Annotated in this window: 18 protein-coding genes and 1 other RNA gene; 10 read left to right on the forward strand and 9 right to left on the reverse strand. The window is 38.2% G+C overall.

Annotated features, from left to right (window positions below; translation table 11 throughout):
- Window positions 1-57 precede the first annotated feature (57 nt).
- Window positions 58-552: a hypothetical protein gene (locus L2567_RS13365; protein ID WP_235298293.1), complete on the forward strand. Its 495-nt coding sequence runs from the start codon at window positions 58-60 to the stop codon at window positions 550-552.
- Here L2567_RS13365 and L2567_RS13370 read toward each other — a convergent pair.
- The gene (locus L2567_RS13370; protein ID WP_235298294.1) at window positions 533-1984 is read right to left on the reverse strand and encodes a pyridoxal phosphate-dependent decarboxylase family protein; all 1452 of its coding nucleotides are present in this window, start codon (window positions 1982-1984) and stop codon (window positions 533-535) included. The genes L2567_RS13365 and L2567_RS13370 overlap by 20 nt on opposite strands.
- 110 nt (window positions 1985-2094) lie before the next feature.
- Here L2567_RS13370 and coaD point away from each other — a divergent pair, with 110 nt between their 5' ends.
- The 4 genes from coaD (at window position 2095) to L2567_RS13390 (ending at window position 6804) form a co-directional block, all read left to right on the forward strand.
- Entirely contained in the window at window positions 2095-2565 is a 471-nt protein-coding gene (coaD, locus tag L2567_RS13375) for a pantetheine-phosphate adenylyltransferase (protein WP_235298295.1), read from the forward strand.
- Window positions 2566-2578: 13 nt separating this feature from the next.
- Entirely contained in the window at window positions 2579-4210 is a 1632-nt protein-coding gene (pruA, locus tag L2567_RS13380; protein WP_235298296.1) for an L-glutamate gamma-semialdehyde dehydrogenase, read from the forward strand.
- A gap of 819 nt (window positions 4211-5029) precedes the next feature.
- Window positions 5030-6232, forward strand: coding sequence for an NAD(P)-dependent oxidoreductase (locus tag L2567_RS13385; protein WP_235298297.1), 1203 nt, complete (start codon window positions 5030-5032; stop codon window positions 6230-6232).
- Window positions 6229-6804: a Crp/Fnr family transcriptional regulator gene (locus L2567_RS13390; protein ID WP_235298298.1), complete on the forward strand. Its 576-nt coding sequence runs from the start codon at window positions 6229-6231 to the stop codon at window positions 6802-6804. The genes L2567_RS13385 and L2567_RS13390 overlap by 4 nt, the downstream gene beginning before the upstream one ends.
- Window positions 6805-6823: 19 nt before the next feature.
- Here the strand turns inward: L2567_RS13390 and L2567_RS13395 are convergent, their stop codons facing one another.
- Window positions 6824-7054, reverse strand: coding sequence for a hypothetical protein (locus tag L2567_RS13395; protein WP_235298299.1), 231 nt, complete (start codon window positions 7052-7054; stop codon window positions 6824-6826).
- Window positions 7055-7162: 108 nt separating this feature from the next.
- Window positions 7163-7336: a hypothetical protein gene (locus L2567_RS13400; RefSeq protein ID WP_235298300.1), complete on the reverse strand. Its 174-nt coding sequence runs from the start codon at window positions 7334-7336 to the stop codon at window positions 7163-7165.
- Window positions 7337-7615: 279 nt separating this feature from the next.
- Here L2567_RS13400 and ssrA point away from each other — a divergent pair.
- Window positions 7616-7984: a transfer-messenger RNA gene (ssrA, locus tag L2567_RS13405) on the forward strand.
- Between the two features lie 175 nt (window positions 7985-8159).
- On the opposite strand, the gene L2567_RS13410 is transcribed toward ssrA, so the two are convergent.
- A complete protein-coding gene (locus L2567_RS13410) occupies window positions 8160-8756 on the reverse strand; it encodes a YdeI/OmpD-associated family protein (protein ID WP_235298301.1) in 597 nt (198 codons plus the stop codon).
- A 49-nt stretch (window positions 8757-8805) separates the two neighbouring features.
- On the opposite strand from L2567_RS13410, the gene ggt reads away from it, so the two are divergent.
- Window positions 8806-10491, forward strand: a complete 1686-nt coding sequence (ggt, locus tag L2567_RS13415) for a gamma-glutamyltransferase (RefSeq protein ID WP_235298302.1) — start codon at window positions 8806-8808, stop codon at window positions 10489-10491.
- A 36-nt stretch (window positions 10492-10527) separates the two neighbouring features.
- Window positions 10528-11895 (forward strand): dGTP triphosphohydrolase, encoded by a 1368-nt coding sequence (gene dgt, locus L2567_RS13420; RefSeq protein WP_235298303.1) that lies wholly within the window; start codon window positions 10528-10530, stop codon window positions 11893-11895.
- A gap of 908 nt (window positions 11896-12803) precedes the next feature.
- On the opposite strand, the gene L2567_RS13425 is transcribed toward dgt, so the two are convergent.
- Both L2567_RS13425 and L2567_RS13430 read right to left on the reverse strand, forming a co-directional pair.
- The gene (locus L2567_RS13425; RefSeq protein ID WP_235298304.1) at window positions 12804-13694 is read right to left on the reverse strand and encodes a patatin-like phospholipase family protein; all 891 of its coding nucleotides are present in this window, start codon (window positions 13692-13694) and stop codon (window positions 12804-12806) included.
- Window positions 13694-15394, reverse strand: a complete 1701-nt coding sequence (locus L2567_RS13430) for a hypothetical protein (RefSeq protein ID WP_235298305.1) — start codon at window positions 15392-15394, stop codon at window positions 13694-13696. The genes L2567_RS13425 and L2567_RS13430 overlap by 1 nt, the downstream gene beginning before the upstream one ends.
- A 47-nt stretch (window positions 15395-15441) precedes the next feature.
- Between L2567_RS13430 and L2567_RS13435 the strand changes: the two genes are divergently transcribed.
- Window positions 15442-15942: a Smr/MutS family protein gene (locus L2567_RS13435; RefSeq protein ID WP_235298306.1), complete on the forward strand. Its 501-nt coding sequence runs from the start codon at window positions 15442-15444 to the stop codon at window positions 15940-15942.
- A 123-nt stretch (window positions 15943-16065) separates the two neighbouring features.
- Window positions 16066-18318, forward strand: a complete 2253-nt coding sequence (locus tag L2567_RS13440) for a hypothetical protein (RefSeq protein WP_235298307.1) — start codon at window positions 16066-16068, stop codon at window positions 18316-18318.
- Here L2567_RS13440 and L2567_RS13445 read toward each other — a convergent pair.
- Genes L2567_RS13445 through crtD form a run of 3 tightly spaced genes read right to left on the reverse strand, consistent with a single transcriptional unit; the run spans window position 18295 to window position 21081 of the window.
- A complete protein-coding gene (locus tag L2567_RS13445) occupies window positions 18295-19008 on the reverse strand; it encodes a lycopene cyclase domain-containing protein (protein WP_235298308.1) in 714 nt (237 codons plus the stop codon). The two genes, L2567_RS13440 and L2567_RS13445, sit on opposite strands and share 24 nt — an antisense overlap.
- Window positions 19005-19634 carry a carotenoid biosynthesis protein gene (locus L2567_RS13450; protein ID WP_235298309.1) on the reverse strand — a complete coding sequence of 210 codons (630 nt, stop codon included), beginning with the start codon at window positions 19632-19634 and terminating at the stop codon, window positions 19005-19007. Before L2567_RS13450 ends, L2567_RS13445 begins: the two co-directional genes overlap by 4 nt.
- Entirely contained in the window at window positions 19627-21081 is a 1455-nt protein-coding gene (crtD, locus tag L2567_RS13455) for a 1-hydroxycarotenoid 3,4-desaturase CrtD (RefSeq protein WP_235298310.1), read from the reverse strand. Before crtD ends, L2567_RS13450 begins: the two co-directional genes overlap by 8 nt.
- Window positions 21082-21133: the final 52 nt, after the last annotated feature.

The raw sequence follows: 21133 nt of genomic DNA on the forward strand, positions 1-21133 counted from the left end.
GTCATCGTTCATTGTAATATGATATCAAGGTTTTTTTACACGTTGACACTCATTTTTGTGCTAACCATTGCAAATGGCCAGGAATGGAAAATTTTCAATTCGGAAGAAGGCGAGTTTTCAGTCATGTCACCGGGAATGATGGAAAAGAAAAGGGCTTTTCTCACTACGGAAATTGGAGAAATTGAGTTAAATACGCTCTACTATCATCAAACGGATACGTCTGGGAATTTTTTGTATCTCATCAACTTTTATGAATTACCCGAAGAGACCATTCCTCCGGATTCAACGGATCTCGCCATGGAGTTTTTACTGAATACAATGGACCAGGCTGTTTCCGATATCGGCGGAGACGTACAGTACAATAAGGAAATTTCTTTGGGTAAACATCCGGGCTTATTATGGAGAAGTAAATCAGAAAAGCAAATCGTGAAAAGTAGAGCCTATGTTATTAACAATAAGTTCTACATGCTTCAGGTATTCTCGATTCCCCGAAAGTCTCTGAACAACGATGTCGATCGTTTTCTGGAATCTTTTACTTTAAGACCTTCCTAGTTCTGTCAAGGCAATCTTCCAGCATTTCGAAACTTTTTTCAATGGTGGATACGTGCGTTCGAAAGCAAAGAACTGCAACTCTGATCCATATTTCTTCATTAATGATTGTGGACGATAGAAAAACCCTTCCATCCTCGTGGATTTGATTCATTAATTCACGATTGAATTCATTGGCATCACCCTTTTCAGGCACATATCTGAAGATGCCGACTGATAAATCCGGATCGGGCCCTACTTCGAAGCCCATTTTCCTGACACCTTGTAAAAAGTATAGACACAGCCCTCTTTTTTCTCTGAGTGCATCTACAAACACATCGATTCCATACAGTTTAAGTGGAATCCAAAGCCGTAAGCCTCTAAAGTGCTTTGTTAATTCAGGCGAAAGATCAGCCGGCGAGAATTCTTGGTCATTCTTGCTGGCATCTTGCAGGTAACTGGCTCTGTAATGGTGTGAATTCAACATAGCTTTTTGATTCTTGATAAGAACCGCGCCCAGTCCATAAGCAAGAAATAGTCCTTTATGGGGGTCGATGACCAACGAATCAGATCTTTCCAGGCCTTTGAACTTAGGTTTCAGTTCATCCAGCAGAATAAAAAAGCCTCCATAGGCAGCATCTACATGAAACCAAAGATTAAATTCCTCAGCGATATCTGCGATATCATCTAGAGGATCAATATTGCCGATGTTTGTAGTACCAGCAGATGCCACTACCATAAATGGGTTCAAACCATTATCGACGTCATCCTCAAGCAGCTGTCTTAACATTAAGGTATCGATCTTATATTGTTCATCCAGTGGAACATTTCTCAAAATACATTGACTTAATCCTGCTATTCTAACAGCCTTATGCACGCAGTGATGTGTTTGTTCTGAGAGGTAAATCACCGATTTTTCAACTTTCGCCCCTAGTATTTGATGATGATCTCTGGCAGCAGTAATGGCGATTAAATTGGCAATGGATCCACCCGAAGTCAGATTACCCAAGCTGGAATCTGGATAGAAGCAGACTTTTTTCATCCAATCGATCACTCTATTTTCAAGCCGCACAGCTCCGGGGCTTCCAAAATAGAGACCAGCATATCGATTAGAGACAGCTGCGATAAAATCACTTACTGCAGTTGCAAAAATTCCACCTCCCGGAATATAGCCCAGGTGCCCGCCAGAAGCTGGATTCAACCCTGGTTGATCAACTTCTTCCCTGTATATTTTCAGAATATCTTCAAAGCTATGCGTTGATTTTCCATCGATTTGCAGATCCTGTCGATTGTTGGTTTGATCAGGCTTAAAGCTTAAACCATTTTCAAGGCCAGAGATGAAATCATCAGAATAGGCCTCTAAGTGTTTAAGTAGTATTTGTCTACTTTTGGCATCGGGTTCTAGTAGTGCAGTTCTTTTTTCAAGCTCTAAAAGCTTATCTCTAAGTTCAACCATCTATATTTCTTTCGGAGGCCAAAAATAAACTGTTTACGTTATTAGCTGTACTTTTATAATTGAAATGATTCAAAACCAGAATAAAATCATTGACCTATAATAGATAAGAGATGAATATTGCTGTATTTCCGGGATCTTTTGATCCAATAACCTCTGGACATTTAGATTTAGTCAAACGTGCCCTACCATTATTTGATAAAATTATCGTGGCCATCGGTGTGAATTCTCAAAAAAAGTATTTGTTTGATTTGGACCAAAGGCTTGATTGGCTCCGTGAGGTTTTTAAGGATTATAATAAAGTTGAAATCGCTCAGTTTGAGGGTCTTACTGCGCACTATTGTAAATCCATCAATGCGAAATATTTGCTACGTGGTTTGAGGAACGCTTCAGATTTTGACTATGAGAAAACCATTTCACAACTTAACAGCATCGTTGGCGATGATCTGGAGACCTTATTTTTGATCAGCAAACCAGAATTTTCACATATTTCGTCGACGATCGTTCGAGAAATCATTAAGGGTGGAGGAGATGTGTCTCATTTTCTACCCAGAGAAGTTTTTATACATTTGCAAAAAATATAAAAGAGAAAAATATATGTCAAACGCATTTTTTGAGCCACCATTAGCGATAAATGAACCCATTTTTGATTACGCGCCGGGATCGGAGAGTAAAAAAGAATTGAAGCAAGCCATTAAGATCATGAAGTCTGCGGAAGTGGATGTGCCTATGTTCATCGGAGGACAAGAGGTCAGAACCGGTAAAACGGTTTCGATGCATCCACCGTATGACCATCAACACAAATTAGGGGTATTTCATATGGGAGATAAAAGTCATGTGGAGAAAGCGATCGATGCAGCCCTACAGGCTAAGCAAGCCTGGTCAGATCTTCCGTGGCAGGAGAGAGCAGCCATTTTCCTGAAAGCTGCAGATCTGATAGCCGGTCCTTACAGAGCCAGAATGAATGCGGCGACCATGCTTTGCCAGTCGAAAAATGCTTTTCAATCTGAAATTGATGCGGTATGTGAGTTGATAGATTTCCTGCGGTTCAATGTGCAATATATGGCCGAGCTTTATTCCGGACAACCAGAAAGTGCTGATGGAATTTGGAATCGATTAGAATACAGGCCTTTAGAAGGTTTCATATTTGCCATTACTCCATTCAATTTCACTGCAATCGCTGGAAACTTATGTGCTGCTCCCGCCATGCTTGGAAATACAATAGTATGGAAGCCCGCGGAGTCACAGGTCTATTCAGCTGCCTTGATTATGGAAATTTTTAGAGAGGCAGGTTTGCCTGATGGAGTGATCAATTTGATTTTAGTGGACGGTCCTGAAGCAGGAGAAGTGGTTTTTAATCACAAGGATTTTGCTGGACTGCATTTTACCGGAAGCACGGGAGTTTTCCAACATCTTTGGAAAACCATCGGCGTAAATATCAGTAAATACAAGTCTTATCCAAGAATCGTTGGTGAGACTGGAGGAAAAGACTTTGTAGTCGCCCATGAATCTGCCAATCCACTTGAGGTGGCAACTGCCCTTGCCAGAGGTGCTTTTGAATTTCAGGGACAAAAGTGTTCTGCAGCTTCCAGGGCATATATTCCTGCAAAAATATGGGATGAAGTCAAAGAAGAACTGGAAAGTCAGGTTAACTCTTTTAAAATGGGTAGTCCTGAGGATTTTACAAATTTCATCAATGCAGTTATTGATGAGCGCGCATTTGATAAAATAGCCAAATATATAGATGGCGTGAAGGATTCAGATGATGCAGAAATCATCATTGGAGGTGGTTATGATAAGTCGGTAGGTTACTTCATTGAGCCTACAGTGATTGTAGCCAACAGTCCTCGAACTACTACTATGTGTGAAGAGATTTTTGGACCGGTATTGACCATCTATGTTTATGAAGAGGAAAGTTTTGAAGAGATTTTGGAAATTTGTGATACCACATCACCTTATGCCTTAACGGGTTCTATTTTGGCATTGGACAGATATGCCATCAGCCTCGCTACGAAAAAGCTTGAGCATGCAGCGGGTAATTTTTATATCAATGACAAGCCAACAGGTGCGGTAGTGGGTCAACAACCATTTGGAGGAGGCAGAGCAAGTGGTACCAACGATAAGGCTGGATCGATATTGAATTTATACAGATGGGTTTCACCTAGAACCATAAAGGAAACTTTCGTCCCACCAAGAGATTATGGATATCCATTTATGGAAGAGAGGTAACCCGAGATAAGGAACTGACTATAAATTGGGTCTAGATTAACAAGAAAAAAAGTAGCCGGCATTTTAATGCTGGCTATTTTTTTTAGTATAAAATTCGGAACAACCAATTGATATTTCATTATACAGAATTATATATGCATAAAAAGCAATATTAAAGAGTATTGAAGAGGTCTTTTAATCAATGTAAAAAATTATAGTGCAAATAATTGACAAGAATAAGAATTATTGTTATTTTGCATGTATTAATTAATGTTCTTTGAAAGTAGAGATTTTATTGATGGCTTATCCATCTCGAATTGCCTTTTTGTTTCTATAATCTTAAATTCTTCAAGATTGCAACACGCCAGACTTTTCCGTTTAAACTTTTTAGAATAAGGCTAATACTGAACGAGTCAGTTAGATAAGAAATTAATAGATTCTCTAAACGATGAGAAGAAAATTTTAAAATATGGAGCCGCCATACGTTCGTACGGCAATTTTAGATTTTTCTTTGCCAATAATTTCCGACTTTTCTGGAAATCTGTTTCGTTTATAATCAAGGGATGATAAGATCCAACAAGAAATTGAAATACAAAAATATCGAAACATGACCTCCTAATTAAAGGATATTGAAAATGTTCCCATTGACTGAGGACGAGTAATATTAAATATATTGTTTAGTTCAATATTTAGCATAATGAGGTTGAGTTTTCAGAAAAAGCATTTGGAGATACTTTTACAAGAATCTTGCAAATGTTATTGAAAAATCACTTAGGGTCATACTTTAAATAGTATGACCCTATTTTTTTTTGTGCGAATAAATCTTGCTACCTTGAAATGATGAAAATAGGTGTAATAAGTGAAAAGAAAATCCCTACGGATAGTAGAGTGTGCCTGACGCCCTCACATTGTAGGTATATTAAGGATCAGGGAATTGAAATTATAGTAGAACCTTCAGATGTTAGAGTCTTTTCTGATGAAGAATACAGGGATGCAGGAATAGAATTAGGATCAGATCTTTCTGACTGTGATGTTCTTGTCGGAGTAAAAGAAGTGCCGATTGAATCTTTGATTGCTGAGAAAACTTATTTTTTCTTCTCTCATACCTTTAAAGAACAGGTTTACAACAGAGGTTTGCTACAGGAGGTTTTAAAAAGAAAAATCAGGCTGATCGACTATGAAGCAATTACAGATGACAGTGGCAGAAGGCTCATTGCATTTGGGAAATTTGCAGGAATAGTTGGTGCCCATAATGGAATCTATACCTATTTACAAGGTGCTATTCCCAGGATGAAAGATTTTTATAATTATGAGGAGGCCAAACAATTCTACAAAACCTTGAAATTGCCTAAAATGAAGATTGCCTTAACAGGGACGGGTAGGGTAGCGAATGGTGCTGCCAGTGTGCTCGACGACATGGGCATTAAGAAAGTATCAGCTTTGGACTACGCCACACATGAATTTGAACATGCTGTATATACCCAATTACATAGCTTTTATTATGCCAAGCGCAAGGATGGACAAGTCTTTGACAATGTCGAAGATTTCTACAATGAACCGGATGCCTATGAATCTGACTTTGAAAATTTTTTACCGATGACTGATTTATTTATCAATGGCATTTATTGGGACAAGAGGGCTCCTGCTTTTTTTACTAAAGAAGATATGAAATCTGACGATTTTAAGATAAATACCATAGCCGATATTACTTGTGATATTGCACCTGAAAGCTCAATACCTTCTACCATTCGACCTTCCACGATTGAAGATCCAATTTATGGCTATCAGGTTGCAACAGGAGTCGAAACTGAACCATATGGAGAAGGAGTCGTCAATGTCATGGCCATAGATAATTTGCCTAATGAACTACCACGAGACGCCTCCGAGGCATTTGGGGATATGTTTCTCAAGTATGTTTTCCCAGAAATGTTGAAAGAAGAAAGTGAAATGCTCAGAAGGGCAAGTATCACTACCAATGATGGATATCTAAATGAACCATTCGAATATCTCCAAAATTTTGTAAACCACCCTACAGAACAATGAATGAAAAGGAAATCAATGAGTTTTTAGTAAAAGCGACAAAAATTAAATTCGAGCAGTTAAAGGAATTGTTGGTTCTTGGAAAAATGAAATCCATAGAAAAGAAATCACTCTTAGCTGAACCGGGTAAAATCATTGACCATTCGTATTTTTTGATTGATGGGATCGTACGTCACTTTGTTGTGGATAAGAGAGGTGAAGAGTATACTAAAACATTCATGAGAAGCCCGGATTTTGTAGTGGCATCGATTCCTGATTTTTTTCTGAGGACAAAGGACTCCATTCATTGTGAAGCTTTAACAGACCTGATTGTCATTGAGTGGACTTATGATCAGCTTATCGCTTTTGGAAAAAAAGTTCCAGAATTTTTTCTCTTCTTAATCAGGTGTGTAGTAAAAGCGTATAAGATGAAGGAACAGAAAGAGATTGCCATGCATATTTTAGATGCGACAGAACGATATGAAAAATTTGTGAATGATTATCCTGAAATCGCGTATGATGTTCCGCTCAGATATATTGCATCGTACCTAAACATAAGGCCCGAAACTCTAAGTAGAATCCGGGCCCCAAGATAAGTCGTTGTATATTGTTTTCTTAGCTAGCCTTGCTTAATTTCTCAACATCGCTTTCGATAAATTTACTTCCATCCCATTTTCCTAACCATTCCACTTTATCCTGGTAAGATTTAACGTAAGATTTGTAAGCATCAATTGCTTTTGCTTTCTCAACTCTCTTAATGGTGATATTGGAATTTGCTCCTTTGTTTATATTAAAGTAATAAATTCCTTTACCGAAATCGAATTTCTTTAAACTTCTTCTTGACATATTTTTGATTTTGTGAACGAATAGACTCGCGAAGATACAAAATAAAATTGTTTTTATCCTTGTTCAACACATTGTCAATCTCTTAAGTTAAGTCAAATAAACCAATGGTTACTTAGCTTCCATGTAAGGTTCTAGCATTTCGCTATTTATAACATTCAGTATTCCTTTTTCGTAATCCTTAGTCAAACGATCTGTCTTTATTCTGGACTTAGCTGCAGATCTATTATATTTAATAGACGCCCAATTTTCATTTACATCAATAATTTTCACATTAATTTTCATTTCAAAAATTTTATTAGTTAAAAAAAGACAGAACAAAATTCACCCTAAAGGAAATTTAGCACTGATGGCTCAAGTAGGGAAAGAATGTAAAATATCATAATAGATATAGCGCTACATATTTGTTCCAATTATTATAACCTGATTATGAATGAATTAGTTCGCGGATCTAAAAATAATTTGTTTTTTTTTCAAGATTTACGGAAAATTGGTGAACGATTCTTATTTTTTGGTCGTTAGTCTTGATGCTTTTAAAAAAGTTATAAGCGTATTTTGAAATATGGGGCTGAATGGTATCGACAGGAAAGTTGATCGATTAGTAAGCATGCAGGGGAAAGATTGTTTACTCCTTAAAAATGACAATCAAACAATAATTGGCGAAAACAATTTCGCATTAGCGGCATAATCTAGGATTATAAAGCTATTTAGGCACTGCACTTGACGTCTGATACACAGTGCACATGCCTATCAAACGGTTTCAGACTAGCGGCTGGTCTCGCTTTGGATCAGTGGCGAAATTAAAGAAGATAAGCCGAGGGCAAGGTTGCTTATACATCTACCCGAGGATTAAAATTAAAGTATAAGCTAAGCATGTAGAAGGCTCTTTGGTGCTTTCTCTGGACCTGGGTTCGAATCCCAGCAGCTCCACTAAATAGAAATTATTTTGCATTAATTGCTTTATTGGCATCGGCGAAGGAAAGATGCCAGCTTATTATTGATCGTTTGTGATCATGTAGCAAGTATTTACGTTTAGACTATAGTGACCTTTCTTTATTGAGAAAGAATAAAGATACCTGTAATGTGATACAATGTAATCTTCATATTCTTATGACCAGAGCGACTTTAAAGTCTTGCCCTCCTCTAAAAGATTTTTGATTTTTTCTAATCTGTCTAATTTGGTCTTTTCTCTTTTCGCTTCTTTGATATAATTAGAAAATTCATTCTTTTGTGAAACCGTGAAAGATTCAAAGGTATTCAAATGTTTCCCATTTTTATTCAAATGTGAAGCCAGTAACTGAGGTAATGGGATAAGTTCAGAGGCAGGCTTTGCAATGTCCACTTCTTTGCCGGCCATCTGGTTTTCATAGGCTTCAATGGCATAGGCTTTAACCAGGTCTGGGTCAATGGCTTCTTTATTTGCAAATCTCCATTGTCGCATCCCCTTTGTTTTTCCCTCCTGTGCATTTTCAAGTACTCCAGCTTCATCTTTTAAAAATGAGCCCTGATGAAACCATAAACAAGACCAATGCTTAAAACTACCAATACCCAATACATTCTTTCCTTTGACAGTATAGGTCGGCATACCCCATTTGATGCATTCCTCGAAAGGTAATTCCTGCAGAATCGATCTTAACTTTTGAATCTCTAATTTTCGATCAGCATGTTTTTCAATATATTCATCGACTGTTTTCGTTCTTTTCATCACCGTATATTAATTTGTTATTTGTAATTTAAGGATTCAATCATAAATTATGTATAAAATTTTTGTCTCAATAATTCTTGTGTTGTGGAGCTATGCTCTGAATTCACAGGATCGTGTAACTGAAAATGTAAGAGCAACCAGGTCTGAAGTCATTGCGCAAAATGGCATGGCTGCTACATCTCAGCCGCTTTGCACTCAGGTTGCTCTGGATATTCTAAAGTCAGGTGGAAACGCCATAGACGCTGCCATAGCAGCAAATGCGTGTCTGGGACTTATGGAGCCTACAGGCAATGGAATAGGTGGAGATTTGTTTGCCATCGTATGGGATCCCCAAACTGAAAAATTGTACGGCTTAAATGCCAGTGGTCGGTCACCTAAGAAATTGACCGTGGACTACTTCAGAGAAAATAAAATGACTTCAATTCCTTCCCATGGAGTGCTGCCGATTTCTGTTCCGGGATGCGTCGATGGCTGGTTTGAATTACACCAGAAATTTGGTAGTAAAGAGATGACAGAAATCTTAGCTCCAGCCATCTGGTATGCAGAAAATGGATTTCCGGTTTCAGAACTGATTTCTTACTATATGAATCGAAGTTCGTGGTTGGCCAAATTTCCAAACTTTGAAGATGTATTCATGAAAGATGGCAAGATGCCTCAAAAAGGTGAGATATTTAAAAATCCGGCGTTGGGGAATACATTGCAAATCATAGCTACTGAAGGTCGCGAAGGATTTTACGAGGGAAAGGTGGCACAGACCATTGCCAAGCACATTCAAGATGAGGGTGGATTTCTAACCGTTGAGGATCTGGCTTCTCATGAGTCGGAGTGGGTAGAGCCAGTTTCTACAAATTACAGAGGATATGACGTATGGGAGCTTCCACCTAATGGACAAGGCATTGCTGCATTGCAAATCCTTAATATTATGGAAAATTTTGATGTAGCATCTATGGGGTTTGGTTCCAGTGAATACATTCATCATTTTACAGAAGCCAAGAAACTGGCTTTTGAAGATCGCGCGAAATATTATGCCGATCCTGATTTCAATGATATACCGGTAGATTGGTTGATTTCAAAGAAGTATGCTATCGAGCGCACGCAATTGATTGATCCAGACAGAGCTGCATCAAAGCTTAATGCCGGAAAATTGGAAACCGGTGAAACCATATATCTAACGACAGCGGACAAAAATGGGATGATGGTTTCTCTTATTCAGTCTAACTACAGAGGAATGGGTTCTGGGATTACCCCTCCGGGTCTGGGGTTTGTTCTTCAGGATAGGGGTGAATTATTTGCGCTGGAGGATGGCCACTATAATGTACTGGAACCTGGTAAAAGGCCTTTCCATACGATTATACCGGCATTTATTACAAAAGACGGTAAACCTTTCATGAGCTTTGGACTAATGGGAGGGGCAATGCAACCGCAGGGACATGCACAGATTGTTATGAACATTGTGGACTTTGGTATGAATATACAAGAAGCTGGAGATGCACCGAGAATCAGCCATAGTGGTTCTTCGGAACCCACCGGAGAACAAATGACAGACAGTGGATGGCTGAGTTTGGAATCTGGCATTGACTATCAGGCAATAAGAGCATTAATGGAGAAAGGACATCGAGTACGGTATTCCAATGGTATATACGGAGGTTACCAGGCCATTAAATGGGATGCGGAAAATAAAGTATATTTCGGTGCTACGGAATCCAGAAAAGATGGTCAGGCGGCTGGATTTTAAATAATATCAGTAATATTGCAGCTTGATACTGCAATTATGAACTGGAATACCTGTTTCACTAGTAAGAGTTTGGCTGAATCTGTACCCAAGAAGGATGGACGGTCAAACTTTCAAAAGGATTATGATCGGATCATTTTCTCTTCTTCTTTCAGGCGATTGCAGAACAAGACGCAAGTGTTTCCTCTGCCGGGAACAACTTTTGTACACAATAGACTAACGCACTCGCTGGAAGTGGCTTCCGTAGGCCGTTCATTGGGTGAGCTTGTAGGTCACTTTCTGATAGAAAATGATGACATCAATCTCGGACCCGAAGCCATTACTTTTTACTCCCGCGACCTTTCTTCTGTCATATCCTCTGGTTGTCTAGCTCATGACATTGGCAATCCGGCTTTTGGACATTCCGGCGAAGAAGCTATATCTAATTTTTTCAAGGTCAATGATAAGATGGAGATTGATGGTAAGCCATTAAGGGAATTCTATCAAAAAGAACAGTGGAGAGATCTGACTTTATTCGAAGGTAATGCCAATGCATTGCGTGTACTAACCCAGTCGTTTAGGGGAAAATCTCCCAGTGGACTCGGTTTGACTCTAACTACCCTGGCTTCCATTCTTAAATATCCATGCAGCTCATCTCATCAAGACAAAAGCTTTAGACACAGAAAAAAGTATGGATACTTTCAAAGTGAGAAGGAGATCTTTAAAAGTGTGGCTCAAGGTCTGGGATTCAAGGAAGATTTAGATGCTTATTCTTATCATCGCCATCCATTTGTGTATTTGGTAGAGGCGGCTGATGATATTTGCTACAACATCATTGATATGGAAGATGCTCACAGAATTGGTCTGTTATCCAAGGCAATAGTGAGTGATTTATTTCTCGACCTCATCAAAAAGTTGGATTTGCAGGAAGTGAATGTTTCAAGTGTCCTTGCAACTTTTAAAGGGATTGGCGATGACAATGAATCGATTGCTTATCTCAGAGCCAAGTGTATCAGTGCACTAGTGATTGCTTCAGTACGGGAGTTTATGGACAATCAAGAAGACATATTAAAAGGTGAATTTTCCTCTGGATTAATTGACGAAATAGAGCGTAAAACAGGTGCACTTAAAGAGGTGGAGAAAGTATCATACGAACAAATTTACAGACATGAGTCGGTACTTGAAATAGAAGTTGCTGGCTTTCATGTCATGTCTGAATTATTGAGCATCTATTTACCGGCTGTTTTGCGAGAAACAAAGTCGCACCTTGATAAAACCATTGTTGCACTTATCCCAGGTCAATATCATCTGCATCTGAACAGTGATGACTATTATCTTCGGACCATGAATGTCTTGGATCATATTTCTGGAATGACTGATGCATATGCCACTGAATTGTATAGAAAGTTAAAAGGTATAGAGATTTAAGGCGACTGAACAAGCAGCTCAGTATGTTTTGTGCAATCAGTAGCGTACTGAAGCTTAAATAATCAAGGCTACAGCAAAATACTCGTTAGATTCACGAGGACAATAGGGCATAACAAAAAAAGAGCTAAGTCGAAATAATTCGGCTTAGCTCCGTGTCTCTTTTACAACTCAAGTTGGATTTATGAGTTAAGACACAACAAAGAAGTTTCTTAATCACTCGTATTTTATTAACTCAGATATTTAATCAATTTTGCACTATCACTAAGGATAACAGAGAATTTGCAATTGTTTGTCAATAAAAGCGAATCAAAAAATAATCTTTGTCCGTTCTCTGCAACTGTAATACTAATATAAGATGTTTATCTAAATTATGCAAATAAAATATTTATTTTTTTCTAATAGATTAGTATTTTGTATATGGAGAGATAACGACATCCCTTATTTTGTTGAGCTCAGCTCAGATCCTGAAGTATTGAATTTTTTTCCGGAGGCATTTGGGTTAGGGTTTGATTCTTTATTTACCCCTGCATTAGATATCGGCTGGAGATTAGCAAGAACGTAGCGGGGAAAAGGCTACGCCGCTGGGGGCAGTCAAGTGCATGGTGTTTTTTTGTAAATGTAATGAGAAAATTAGGAATGGAAAAAATAGGTCAATTTGATCTTCCTCGACTAGACAAAGAAGATCCCCTCCTGAAGCATGTGTTATACGAAATTCAAGGATGATCTAAAATAAAAAGTCTCCCGATTGCTCAGGAGACCCCCGTTAGAAGGATCTAACGTATCTAATCTACAACACTTATTCTTGCGAATGATTCATCGTACATTAGACATTGGAATTTTATTGGGTTAATATCTTTATCTTTCAAATATAATACTTTTTAATTTTGCAAATCAAAAATATTCACTATTTATTTTGCAAATTTCAAGAATGCATACTCGTACCCTTCTCTCCACCAGGCTTTCATTTGCTCAGGCTCGAACACGAAAGAGTTTTCAGTTAACAAATGGGGAGTATGAAAGAATCTCGTTTTGATATTGGAATGCCTACTTTCCAATAAGCCGAGATACATATCATCCTGAGCGATTTGATGGATCATAAAGTCGATCGCGTTGGTCAGTAGATTAAAAGCATTAGTTGACTTCGGTTTATTGGTAATTTGTAGTCTGGGATTCAAAACAATAACATCTATAGCTTCCGCACCGGCATCTATAGCTTCCTGGATAGGAATCAAATTGCCAAAACCTCCATCTGCATATTCGTATCCATTTTTTTCAGCTAAACTCATAAAAGGTACGAAGTTACAAGACAACCATATCCAATCACAAAAATCTTCATAAGAGTAATCCTTAGCATATTTGTACTCGACTACATTCCTGGTTAAGTTAGAAACTGTTACGATCACTTTTTCACGCGTAGCTTTTAGTCTTTCAAATTCCTTTTTGGTAAAGAACCGTGAAATCAGTTTTCTAAGTGCTTTACTTTCTCCGAATGTTTTCTTGCCCTTGATGAAGTTCAAGGCTATTTTGAGATGATTGATGTGTGTATCCACTACTTGGCCATTCACTTTTTCAACTATAAATGGACAACTGTTGAAAACATCGTCTTGTGTTGTGCTGGTGTAAGCATCCTTGAGTCTTTCAATTTCTCCTAATGCCAGCAGAGGTATCATCAGACTGCCCGTACTGGTTCCTACAAAGATGTCATAGTCTATGCCTTGTTCCTTGATCAGGTATTCTGCAACACCACCCGCAAAGGCCCCTTTACTCCCTCCACCTGAAATGACAAGTGCTCTTTTCATTAATATCTCCAGGATTTTAAATCGGCATCCGCTGGAGCTCGAGATTCAATAGATTCTGCCCACTTGTTGATGAACATTTCATGGTAACGCAATCTGGAAATATAATTTGGTAAATCATGGGCACCATTCCAACAATGTTCAGCACGATCGCCATAATCAATGGTACCTTTATAATATGGATTTGTCGTACCTTCCAGAAACGTTTCGGTCAGATAAACTGCATTGTTTAAATAGTAGTTATCCATGTCACCGCAATAGATGTTAATTTTCCCTTCCAGCTTCGGACCGATAGTGGTCCAGTCCCGTTCCATGATGTATCTTAAATCATAATTTTCTTTCCAGTAGTCAGCGATGTCTTTATCAATCTCTCCTGTTTCTTTATTCCATATCCGTTTCGGATAGCCATTTTCACCTACTGGAGAGTAGACTGCTTCCCAAATATCAAACTGCTGACCTGATCTACTATTACTACCCAATGCTAACTCCTTCAAATTCATATCACGAAGTGTAGCTGAAACCTGACCCAGTGAGTCTCGATGACCAGGGACCAATGTGCGTTTGAAATCTCCGGGCATATAGTAGGCATTGTTATCTTCATAAAGATTGACCAGACAATAAGCTCTGAAATCTATCGGGTCGGGGCAGGCAGCATAAGTACCATTGTACTCTTCGGGATATAGAACCTGAGCCGCCAGGGCCTCCCAACCTCCTGTGGATCCACCATATAGAAATCTGGCCCAACCTTCTCCGATTCCCCTAAATTGCTCTTCGATATAAGGTATCAACTCATAAGTGATAGCATCGCCATACGGTCCAAGATTTTCTGAATTAACAGCATATGAATCGTCATAATAAGGATTAGCATGTTGAATCTTAATGGCAATCACCCTTGGGAAGTCAGGGCCTGTCCATAGCATGTAAAATCTATATTCTTCTTCCTGAACAATATTATTGTAACCATTTATTCCAAATCTTTCACTATAAATGGGCTTTAAATCCGGGTCCGGTGGGTCCGTTCTGAAACCTCCAAAATCACTGGGAAAGTGTCCATGCATAATAGCCAGTGGATATTTCACCTCAGGATGCTCGTCATAGCCCTCCGGAAGTAAAACGTGTGCTCCCAGATACATAGGCCTGCCCCAGAAATCGCTGAGTAATTTACTTTGAATCTGAATGTGCTTTATATACTTGCTATCTTCAGGCCCTATTATTTCTGGAATTACTTCCGTAATTTCAAATGTATGTGTTGTCAATTCCTTGAGATTAATTTTAACCGGAACAGAGTAGATATTGCCCGGTGCCCTATTCCATTGCTGGCCCTCGCCTCTGTCCATTGGCAGTTTTACAGTATGACCATCAGAACGGGAGAATGTTTCATACTTGTGAATTAGAAATTGGACAAAGTACTCGCCAGGTGGTACATCCTTGATTTCTGCAATAGGGTACCCATAAAAATCTTCAAGTTTAAGGTTGAGTTCAAATTCTGAATTGTCTTCAAGGTCTAAGCCAAAAACCAATTGTGTCTCGTCATTGTCCTTGATTTGAAACCTTGGCTCGATTTCAGCTGTTTTAGAAATAAGAAGGAGAACCCTACCATCTTTAGGAAGGTGATTTTCCGGTACATCTAATTGTAAGATTATCTGCCCATTGGCATAAAATACAAAGAAAGTGAAAAGGCAAAACCAGATTAATGACCTCATGATATGATTTTATATGTTCCTAAATTAATAGAATTTTAGTATTTCGAATGATAGATATCAATGATTTGTGGATAGGAGATCTTCTTAGGTTAAAACGTAGTGGACGAATAGGTCGCTATCAGGGAGAAAGTGATGATGGAAGACTTAGGGTTAAAGTTGGAGAAAAGATGATTTTAGTGAGGCCCCAAAACCTCGAAAGTGTGAAGGAAAGTGAGCATGATGAAAAACTTAAACAACTCAAACAGAATGAATTAGAAGTTAAATTAAGCGGTCGATCTTTAGTGCCCCAGATAGACCTGCACATCGAAAAGTTGAACCCTTCTCTGGTAAATGCCCTACCTGAAAGAATTGCAGATTTTCAAGTGAAGGCATTCGAAGAATATATGGATGAAATTTTAAGAAGTCATTTCAAATTTATCACCATTATACATGGAAAAGGTACGGGTGTGCTGAGAGCACATATTCACAGTTATCTTAATACTATGGACGAAGTCAATGCATTTCATCTGATCAATAATGACGGCGCAACAGAGGTCATACTCAAATAGTAAAACTTATGTAAAATCTATAATATTCAAGCATCTTTGTAATAGTTCTCTTATATTGTATGTTGGAATAGGCTATTTAAGGGTATAGTTTTTGCCTTTGAGTACATATAAATCTGGAAATTTATGTTAAAGAAGTTTTTTTCTAATAAAAAAAAGAAAGAGGAAGAAACTGATGCACCAAATGAGTCCGCGTCGCCAAAACCCAGCGGCAAGATTGTCATAAAGAAGAGAACTCCATCCAAGATACAAACGAATTTTGTTCCCTCCACTGAGCCTTTCGATCCAAGAGAGCAGCGATTTGTAGAAACAGACATTGAGGAATTTGATCCGCAGGAATTCAGTGGGTCAAGGGCAGAATATAGCGATAGTCAAGAGGATTCAGATAGTGGAAACACTATGCCCGGCAATATTCAGAAAGTTGAGGTTGAGGAGGATCCTACTATGTTGAACGATATCAATGATTTAGAGCAACAATTAGGAACACTAGATGCAGAAAAAGAACAGCTCAATTCTGAACTGGTTAGTGCACAAAAAGTCATTCAGGACCTAAGACTTCAATTGGCTGAAAAAGATAATGAGAATAGTGAACTGTCTAGTAAGAACGAAAAACTGACAAATGAACTCAAGGCAATTGAAAATGAAGATCAAAAAAATACTACAGAGGAATTAACGCAAAAACTCAGCGAAAAAATTAAGGTCATAGATCAACTGAAGAAAGAGCGCAATCTAGCGCTTGACGAAGTTGAAATACTGAAGAAAAAGAAAAGTGAACTTGATCAGAAAGTCAATCACCTGAAGGATTCCAGTCAGGATGTCGATAAGGAAAAGAAGGAGGCTGAGTCTGAAATTCAAATTCTCCAGGCCATGGTAAAGCGACTGGAAGGAGAGCAAGCCGATATAGAATCAACATACAAAGATAAATTAAATGACTTAGAGCTTGAATATCAAAAAGCACTCGAGGAAGCCAATCAACACAGTGCGAATATAGAGAAGTTAGAAGATCAACTTCAAAATATGATGGTCGAAAAAGTAGCCATCGAAAAACAAGCTAATCTTAAGACAAAGAAGCTTGAAGACCTTTCTAATGAGCTTAAGCAATTAAAGTCAGAAAAAGATGCTTTGTTTAAATCGTTAAAGGACCTGGAAGCGGGTAAAAATAGTGACCAATCTTTGGTGGAGCATGCCCAAAATGAAATTGAACATTTAAAGGAAAGTATAAGGAAAAAGGACAGCAGAATAAAAGAAATTTTGAGCCAGGTAAAAGAGGAGCAAAAGAACAAAGCGGAAGTTCAGAATGAAGTCAGAAAGCTAGAAAAAGAGGTGGAGAAGAAAGACAAAGAACTTCAGTCAGCTAGTTCTTTACTTGAAAAAGTCAAAGGGCAGTTAGAAAAACAAAAAGAGGAGGGTATTGCTCAAAAAGAAACTGTAAGTAAGCTGGAAGTAGAAGTTAAAAAAATTGACTTTTTTGCCAAACAAGTGGATGAACTTAATAAAGAAATAGAGAAGCGAGAAACTGTAAATCAGGAGCTTAAGTCAAAGTTGGCAGAAATTAAAGCTACTAACAAAGAGTCTATAAAAGAGAATATAGATGCCAAGGCAGAAATTGAAGCCTTTAAGAAAAAGGAAAAAGAATTAAAGAAGAAAATAGAGGATTTAGAGAAACAGCTAGACGAATCAAACACTGCAAAGCATCTCCATACAGATCAGTTGAATACCCTGAAGGAAGAATTAGATAAAGCTTTAAATACAGGGAAAGAATTTAAGGATAACCTGGCCAAACAGACCAAAGAATTAGGAGAGTTGGCGGCAAAGAATATTAAAGAGAAAGAAATCTTAGCCAAAGAGAATGAGGCATTAGAAGTTAAGGTCAAAAGCAACGATCAAAGACTGAAGGAACTTAATGCTCAACTGGAAACTTCTGCAGCTGAGATCAATAAATTGAAGACTGAAAAGGCCGACCTTAATTTAGAGCTTGCTCAAGTGAACAAACAACTAATCCAGACAGCCACAAAGCTTGCCGCAGCAAGCGTTTCATCCGAATCACCTACCAATCCAGCTGCAAAGCACATTGATAGCTCTGAGCATCAAAATGACTACTCTCAGGAAGGCGTTCGAGAAAGTTCAGTCGTTGAAGATTCTGAAAGTTTGACCATCAATGTTTCTATTATTCCGCAAGGAGACGAATTTGAACTTGAAGTGCCAGGTGATATAACAGGAATGGATATCATTTCTGAACTAATTGATGCCGGGGTTCTTAACGAGAATATGAATTTTGCGATTAACATTAAACGGAGCGGCGAAGCAGTTGGAGGAGATGATACCTTAAGTGGTATGGGAGTGAAAGATGGTGATCTAATTATTATCGATACCAATTAGCGGAAATCTCTTCAGAATAGCTTCATATATTGTGGTTATACTTAATAAGTATAGTAGGAGGTATACAGAATCTTCAATCGGAATAGTCCCAAGCCTTATTCCAAGGTTTTCATCGTTATTATACCAAACAATTTGGTCTTCTATAAATGAACCAGTCAATATACCATTGAACAAAATAAAGGGTATCAGCGAAAAGAGATATCCAAAAATGAATCGGTCCAAAAAATCCCTTTTGAAGAACAGAAGATGAACAAACAAATAGCAAGCGGTCAGAATGAAGGTGAGCGATGTATAGGTTTTATCAAGATTGAGTAATCCAATGATCAACAAGAAAACCCCCATTACAGCAAATAAAGGCCGGGCAATTTTTTTTAAAGGCCTCTTTTTGATGTAAAAAAGGGTGGCTTCGTAAATGAAAATGCAAGAGAAAGGTATAAATATGAAGAACAACCACTCTTCGACCGGCAGATTGATGATGTCCCAGCCAACCAGATATCGGGGATTGAAGCTCCAGATGCCTGCTTTAGTAAAGAGAACATCCCAAATGATATAGATCACATCAACAATGGCAATGGCGGGAAACAAAGCATACCATTTCTGATAGTAATTAAGTCGTTTGTCCCAGCTTCTCAGTAATGGAAACGAAATAGCTAAGAAATCAAGAATTAAATACAAAGCTCCTAGAATCATAATTGAGAACCGATTAAAAGTCCAGAGAAAAATACCAATTGGACAGCGAGAACCCATTTGGCCAATGGGTTACTAGCCTTTGATTGCATTTTATAATATAAATAAACAAATGCGGTGATACAAACTGCCCAGGTGATATAGTTTTGTATAGGAACCTGCTCTGAAGACCAGGTCCAGAAATCCAAATAAATAGCAACGGGTTCTAATATCATGTCGAAGGCAGTAATGGAAAGCCCAGCTAAAATAGCATTTATTAATGCTGATGGTGTTACTTTTCTAAATACTATGGCAGCACAGTAAGACAAGATGAACCAATTTACTCCTATCATAAAAGGTGTCCCCAACCATTTGGGACCTAGCGGATCACCATATTGATAATTTCCAAATGGCCAACCAGTGTTAACGCCGATTACCTCTATTGCGTATCCCGCTAGCATTATAATGGCCATGGACAAGTAAAAGGTGTTAGTCTTTTTATGGTGAAAGGAAACCAGGATACCTAGACTGATCAATAGATTGAGTGGCGTAAGTATCAGGAAATATTCTCCAACAGGACTCAATATACCGAATATGCCTACAACATGAAGAACAATTAATACAAGGATTGCCCAGCTCTTTCTATTCATCTATTAATTCAGTTGCAATTTTTGCAGAAAGTAAACATAAAGGAATTCCTCCTCCTGGATGCACACTTCCTCCAACAAAATACAATCCCTTTAGTTTGCCAGAAAAATTCGGGTGTCTTATAAAGGCATTGATCCAGGAATTAGAACTGGATCCATAAAGCGCACCCTGATGCGATAGTGTCTGACTCTCAATGATTTGTGGTGTCACGACTCGTTCCTCCTCGATTAAGTCTGCCAGATCAATTTTAAGAAGTCTTTCCAATTTGAGAATAACATTGTTTCTAAGTGCATCAATATTAATATTCCTCACAGCTGGAGCATTGACCATCACGAACCAATTCGAACAACCTTCCGGTGCATCTCCTGAATCGTAAAAAGAAGTATTGTTAATGTAGATGGTCGGATCAGCATGAATTTGCTTACGATTAAAGATATCTTCAAACTCCTCAGAGTAGTCTTGAGCGAAAAAGATATTGTGTAGTCCTAACTTTTTGACCTGAGTTCGTACACCCCAATAAAAAATAACGGCGCTACTGGACTTTTCCCTATTAGCGTAAAAAGAAGGCGGGTTCATTTTTGGAAGTAATTGATTATAGGCTAAACCTACATCCATATTGGATACAACCACGTTGGCATCTACTTGCTTGTCGCCTATTCTAATACCTTTAACAATCGATTTTTCATAAAGAATTTCATCGACCTTTTCGTTAAACGTAAACTTTACCTGTAAGCTCAAAGCCAATTGGTAGAGAGCTTGTGTAATCGAAGACATGCCTCCGGTTGGATAGTAAGTTCCATGCAAGTGTTCTAAAACACTAATGCTATTTAAAATGGCAGGTGCCTGAAAAGGAGAGGACCCATTATAAGTGGCATATCTGTTAAACAACTTGACCAACTTGGGATCTTTTAATGCTTTCTTATTAGCAGTATTCATAGATCGAAACAATTCGATAACATAGGACTGAGCTGCGGCATTTAAGGCTTTACTGTTAAGAAAGGTCTTGAGTTTATGAACAGGTTCATTCAGGAAAATATGCCCTGATTTTTTTAAAATTTTTTCGTTGTAGTCGAAGTATTTTGTGATTTGTTTTTCAGAAACATCAAATATCTCTGAAGCCTTTTCTGCGAATTTTTGCGGGTCTGTTGGCGCTATAAATTCTAAGCCATCTGGATAAAAGTATCTACAAGCCTCATCCAAAGATTTATATCTGAAATAGTCTTTCGGATTTCTACCAGCAATGGCAAATAGTTCATCTACATATTGCGGCATGGTAAATAACGATGGCCCAAAGTCAAAGCGATATGGTCCCAATTTGAATTCGACCAATTTTCCACCGGGTTCTTGATTTTTTTCGAAAACCTCTACCTCATAACCTTTTACAGCTAATCTGATAGCAGACGATAATCCACCAATACCTGAACCAATCACTACTGCCTTCCGTGTCATTTAAATCTGTATTAAAATCAAACAAAGCGGACAACTCAATGTTTAAATGATC

Source organism: Portibacter marinus, from assembly GCF_021533195.1.
Classification (GTDB): domain Bacteria; phylum Bacteroidota; class Bacteroidia; order Chitinophagales; family Saprospiraceae; genus Portibacter; species Portibacter marinus.

Excerpts from the sequence above, each read along its gene's own strand:
- L2567_RS13445 (WP_235298308.1), bottom strand. The coding sequence starts at position 19,008 with ATGATTCTAGGAGCTTTGTATTTAATTCTTGATTTCTTAGCTATTTCG.
- crtD (WP_235298310.1), bottom strand. The coding sequence starts at position 21,081 with ATGACACGGAAGGCAGTAGTGATTGGTTCAGGTATTGGTGGATTATCG.
- L2567_RS13385 (WP_235298297.1), top strand. The coding sequence starts at position 5,030 with ATGAAAATAGGTGTAATAAGTGAAAAGAAAATCCCTACGGATAGTAGA.
- L2567_RS13370 (WP_235298294.1), bottom strand. The coding sequence starts at position 1,984 with ATGGTTGAACTTAGAGATAAGCTTTTAGAGCTTGAAAAAAGAACTGCA.
- ggt (WP_235298302.1), top strand. The coding sequence starts at position 8,806 with ATGTATAAAATTTTTGTCTCAATAATTCTTGTGTTGTGGAGCTATGCT.
- L2567_RS13430 (WP_235298305.1), bottom strand. The coding sequence starts at position 15,394 with ATGAGGTCATTAATCTGGTTTTGCCTTTTCACTTTCTTTGTATTTTAT.
- L2567_RS13400 (WP_235298300.1), bottom strand. The coding sequence starts at position 7,336 with ATGAAAATTAATGTGAAAATTATTGATGTAAATGAAAATTGGGCGTCT.
- coaD (WP_235298295.1), top strand. The coding sequence starts at position 2,095 with ATGAATATTGCTGTATTTCCGGGATCTTTTGATCCAATAACCTCTGGA.
- L2567_RS13435 (WP_235298306.1), top strand. The coding sequence starts at position 15,442 with ATGATAGATATCAATGATTTGTGGATAGGAGATCTTCTTAGGTTAAAA.
- L2567_RS13410 (WP_235298301.1), bottom strand. The coding sequence starts at position 8,756 with ATGAAAAGAACGAAAACAGTCGATGAATATATTGAAAAACATGCTGAT.
- L2567_RS13450 (WP_235298309.1), bottom strand. The coding sequence starts at position 19,634 with ATGAATAGAAAGAGCTGGGCAATCCTTGTATTAATTGTTCTTCATGTT.
- pruA (WP_235298296.1), top strand. The coding sequence starts at position 2,579 with ATGTCAAACGCATTTTTTGAGCCACCATTAGCGATAAATGAACCCATT.
- L2567_RS13390 (WP_235298298.1), top strand. The coding sequence starts at position 6,229 with ATGAATGAAAAGGAAATCAATGAGTTTTTAGTAAAAGCGACAAAAATT.
- L2567_RS13395 (WP_235298299.1), bottom strand. The coding sequence starts at position 7,054 with ATGTCAAGAAGAAGTTTAAAGAAATTCGATTTCGGTAAAGGAATTTAT.
- L2567_RS13440 (WP_235298307.1), top strand. The coding sequence starts at position 16,066 with ATGTTAAAGAAGTTTTTTTCTAATAAAAAAAAGAAAGAGGAAGAAACT.
- dgt (WP_235298303.1), top strand. The coding sequence starts at position 10,528 with ATGAACTGGAATACCTGTTTCACTAGTAAGAGTTTGGCTGAATCTGTA.
- L2567_RS13425 (WP_235298304.1), bottom strand. The coding sequence starts at position 13,694 with ATGAAAAGAGCACTTGTCATTTCAGGTGGAGGGAGTAAAGGGGCCTTT.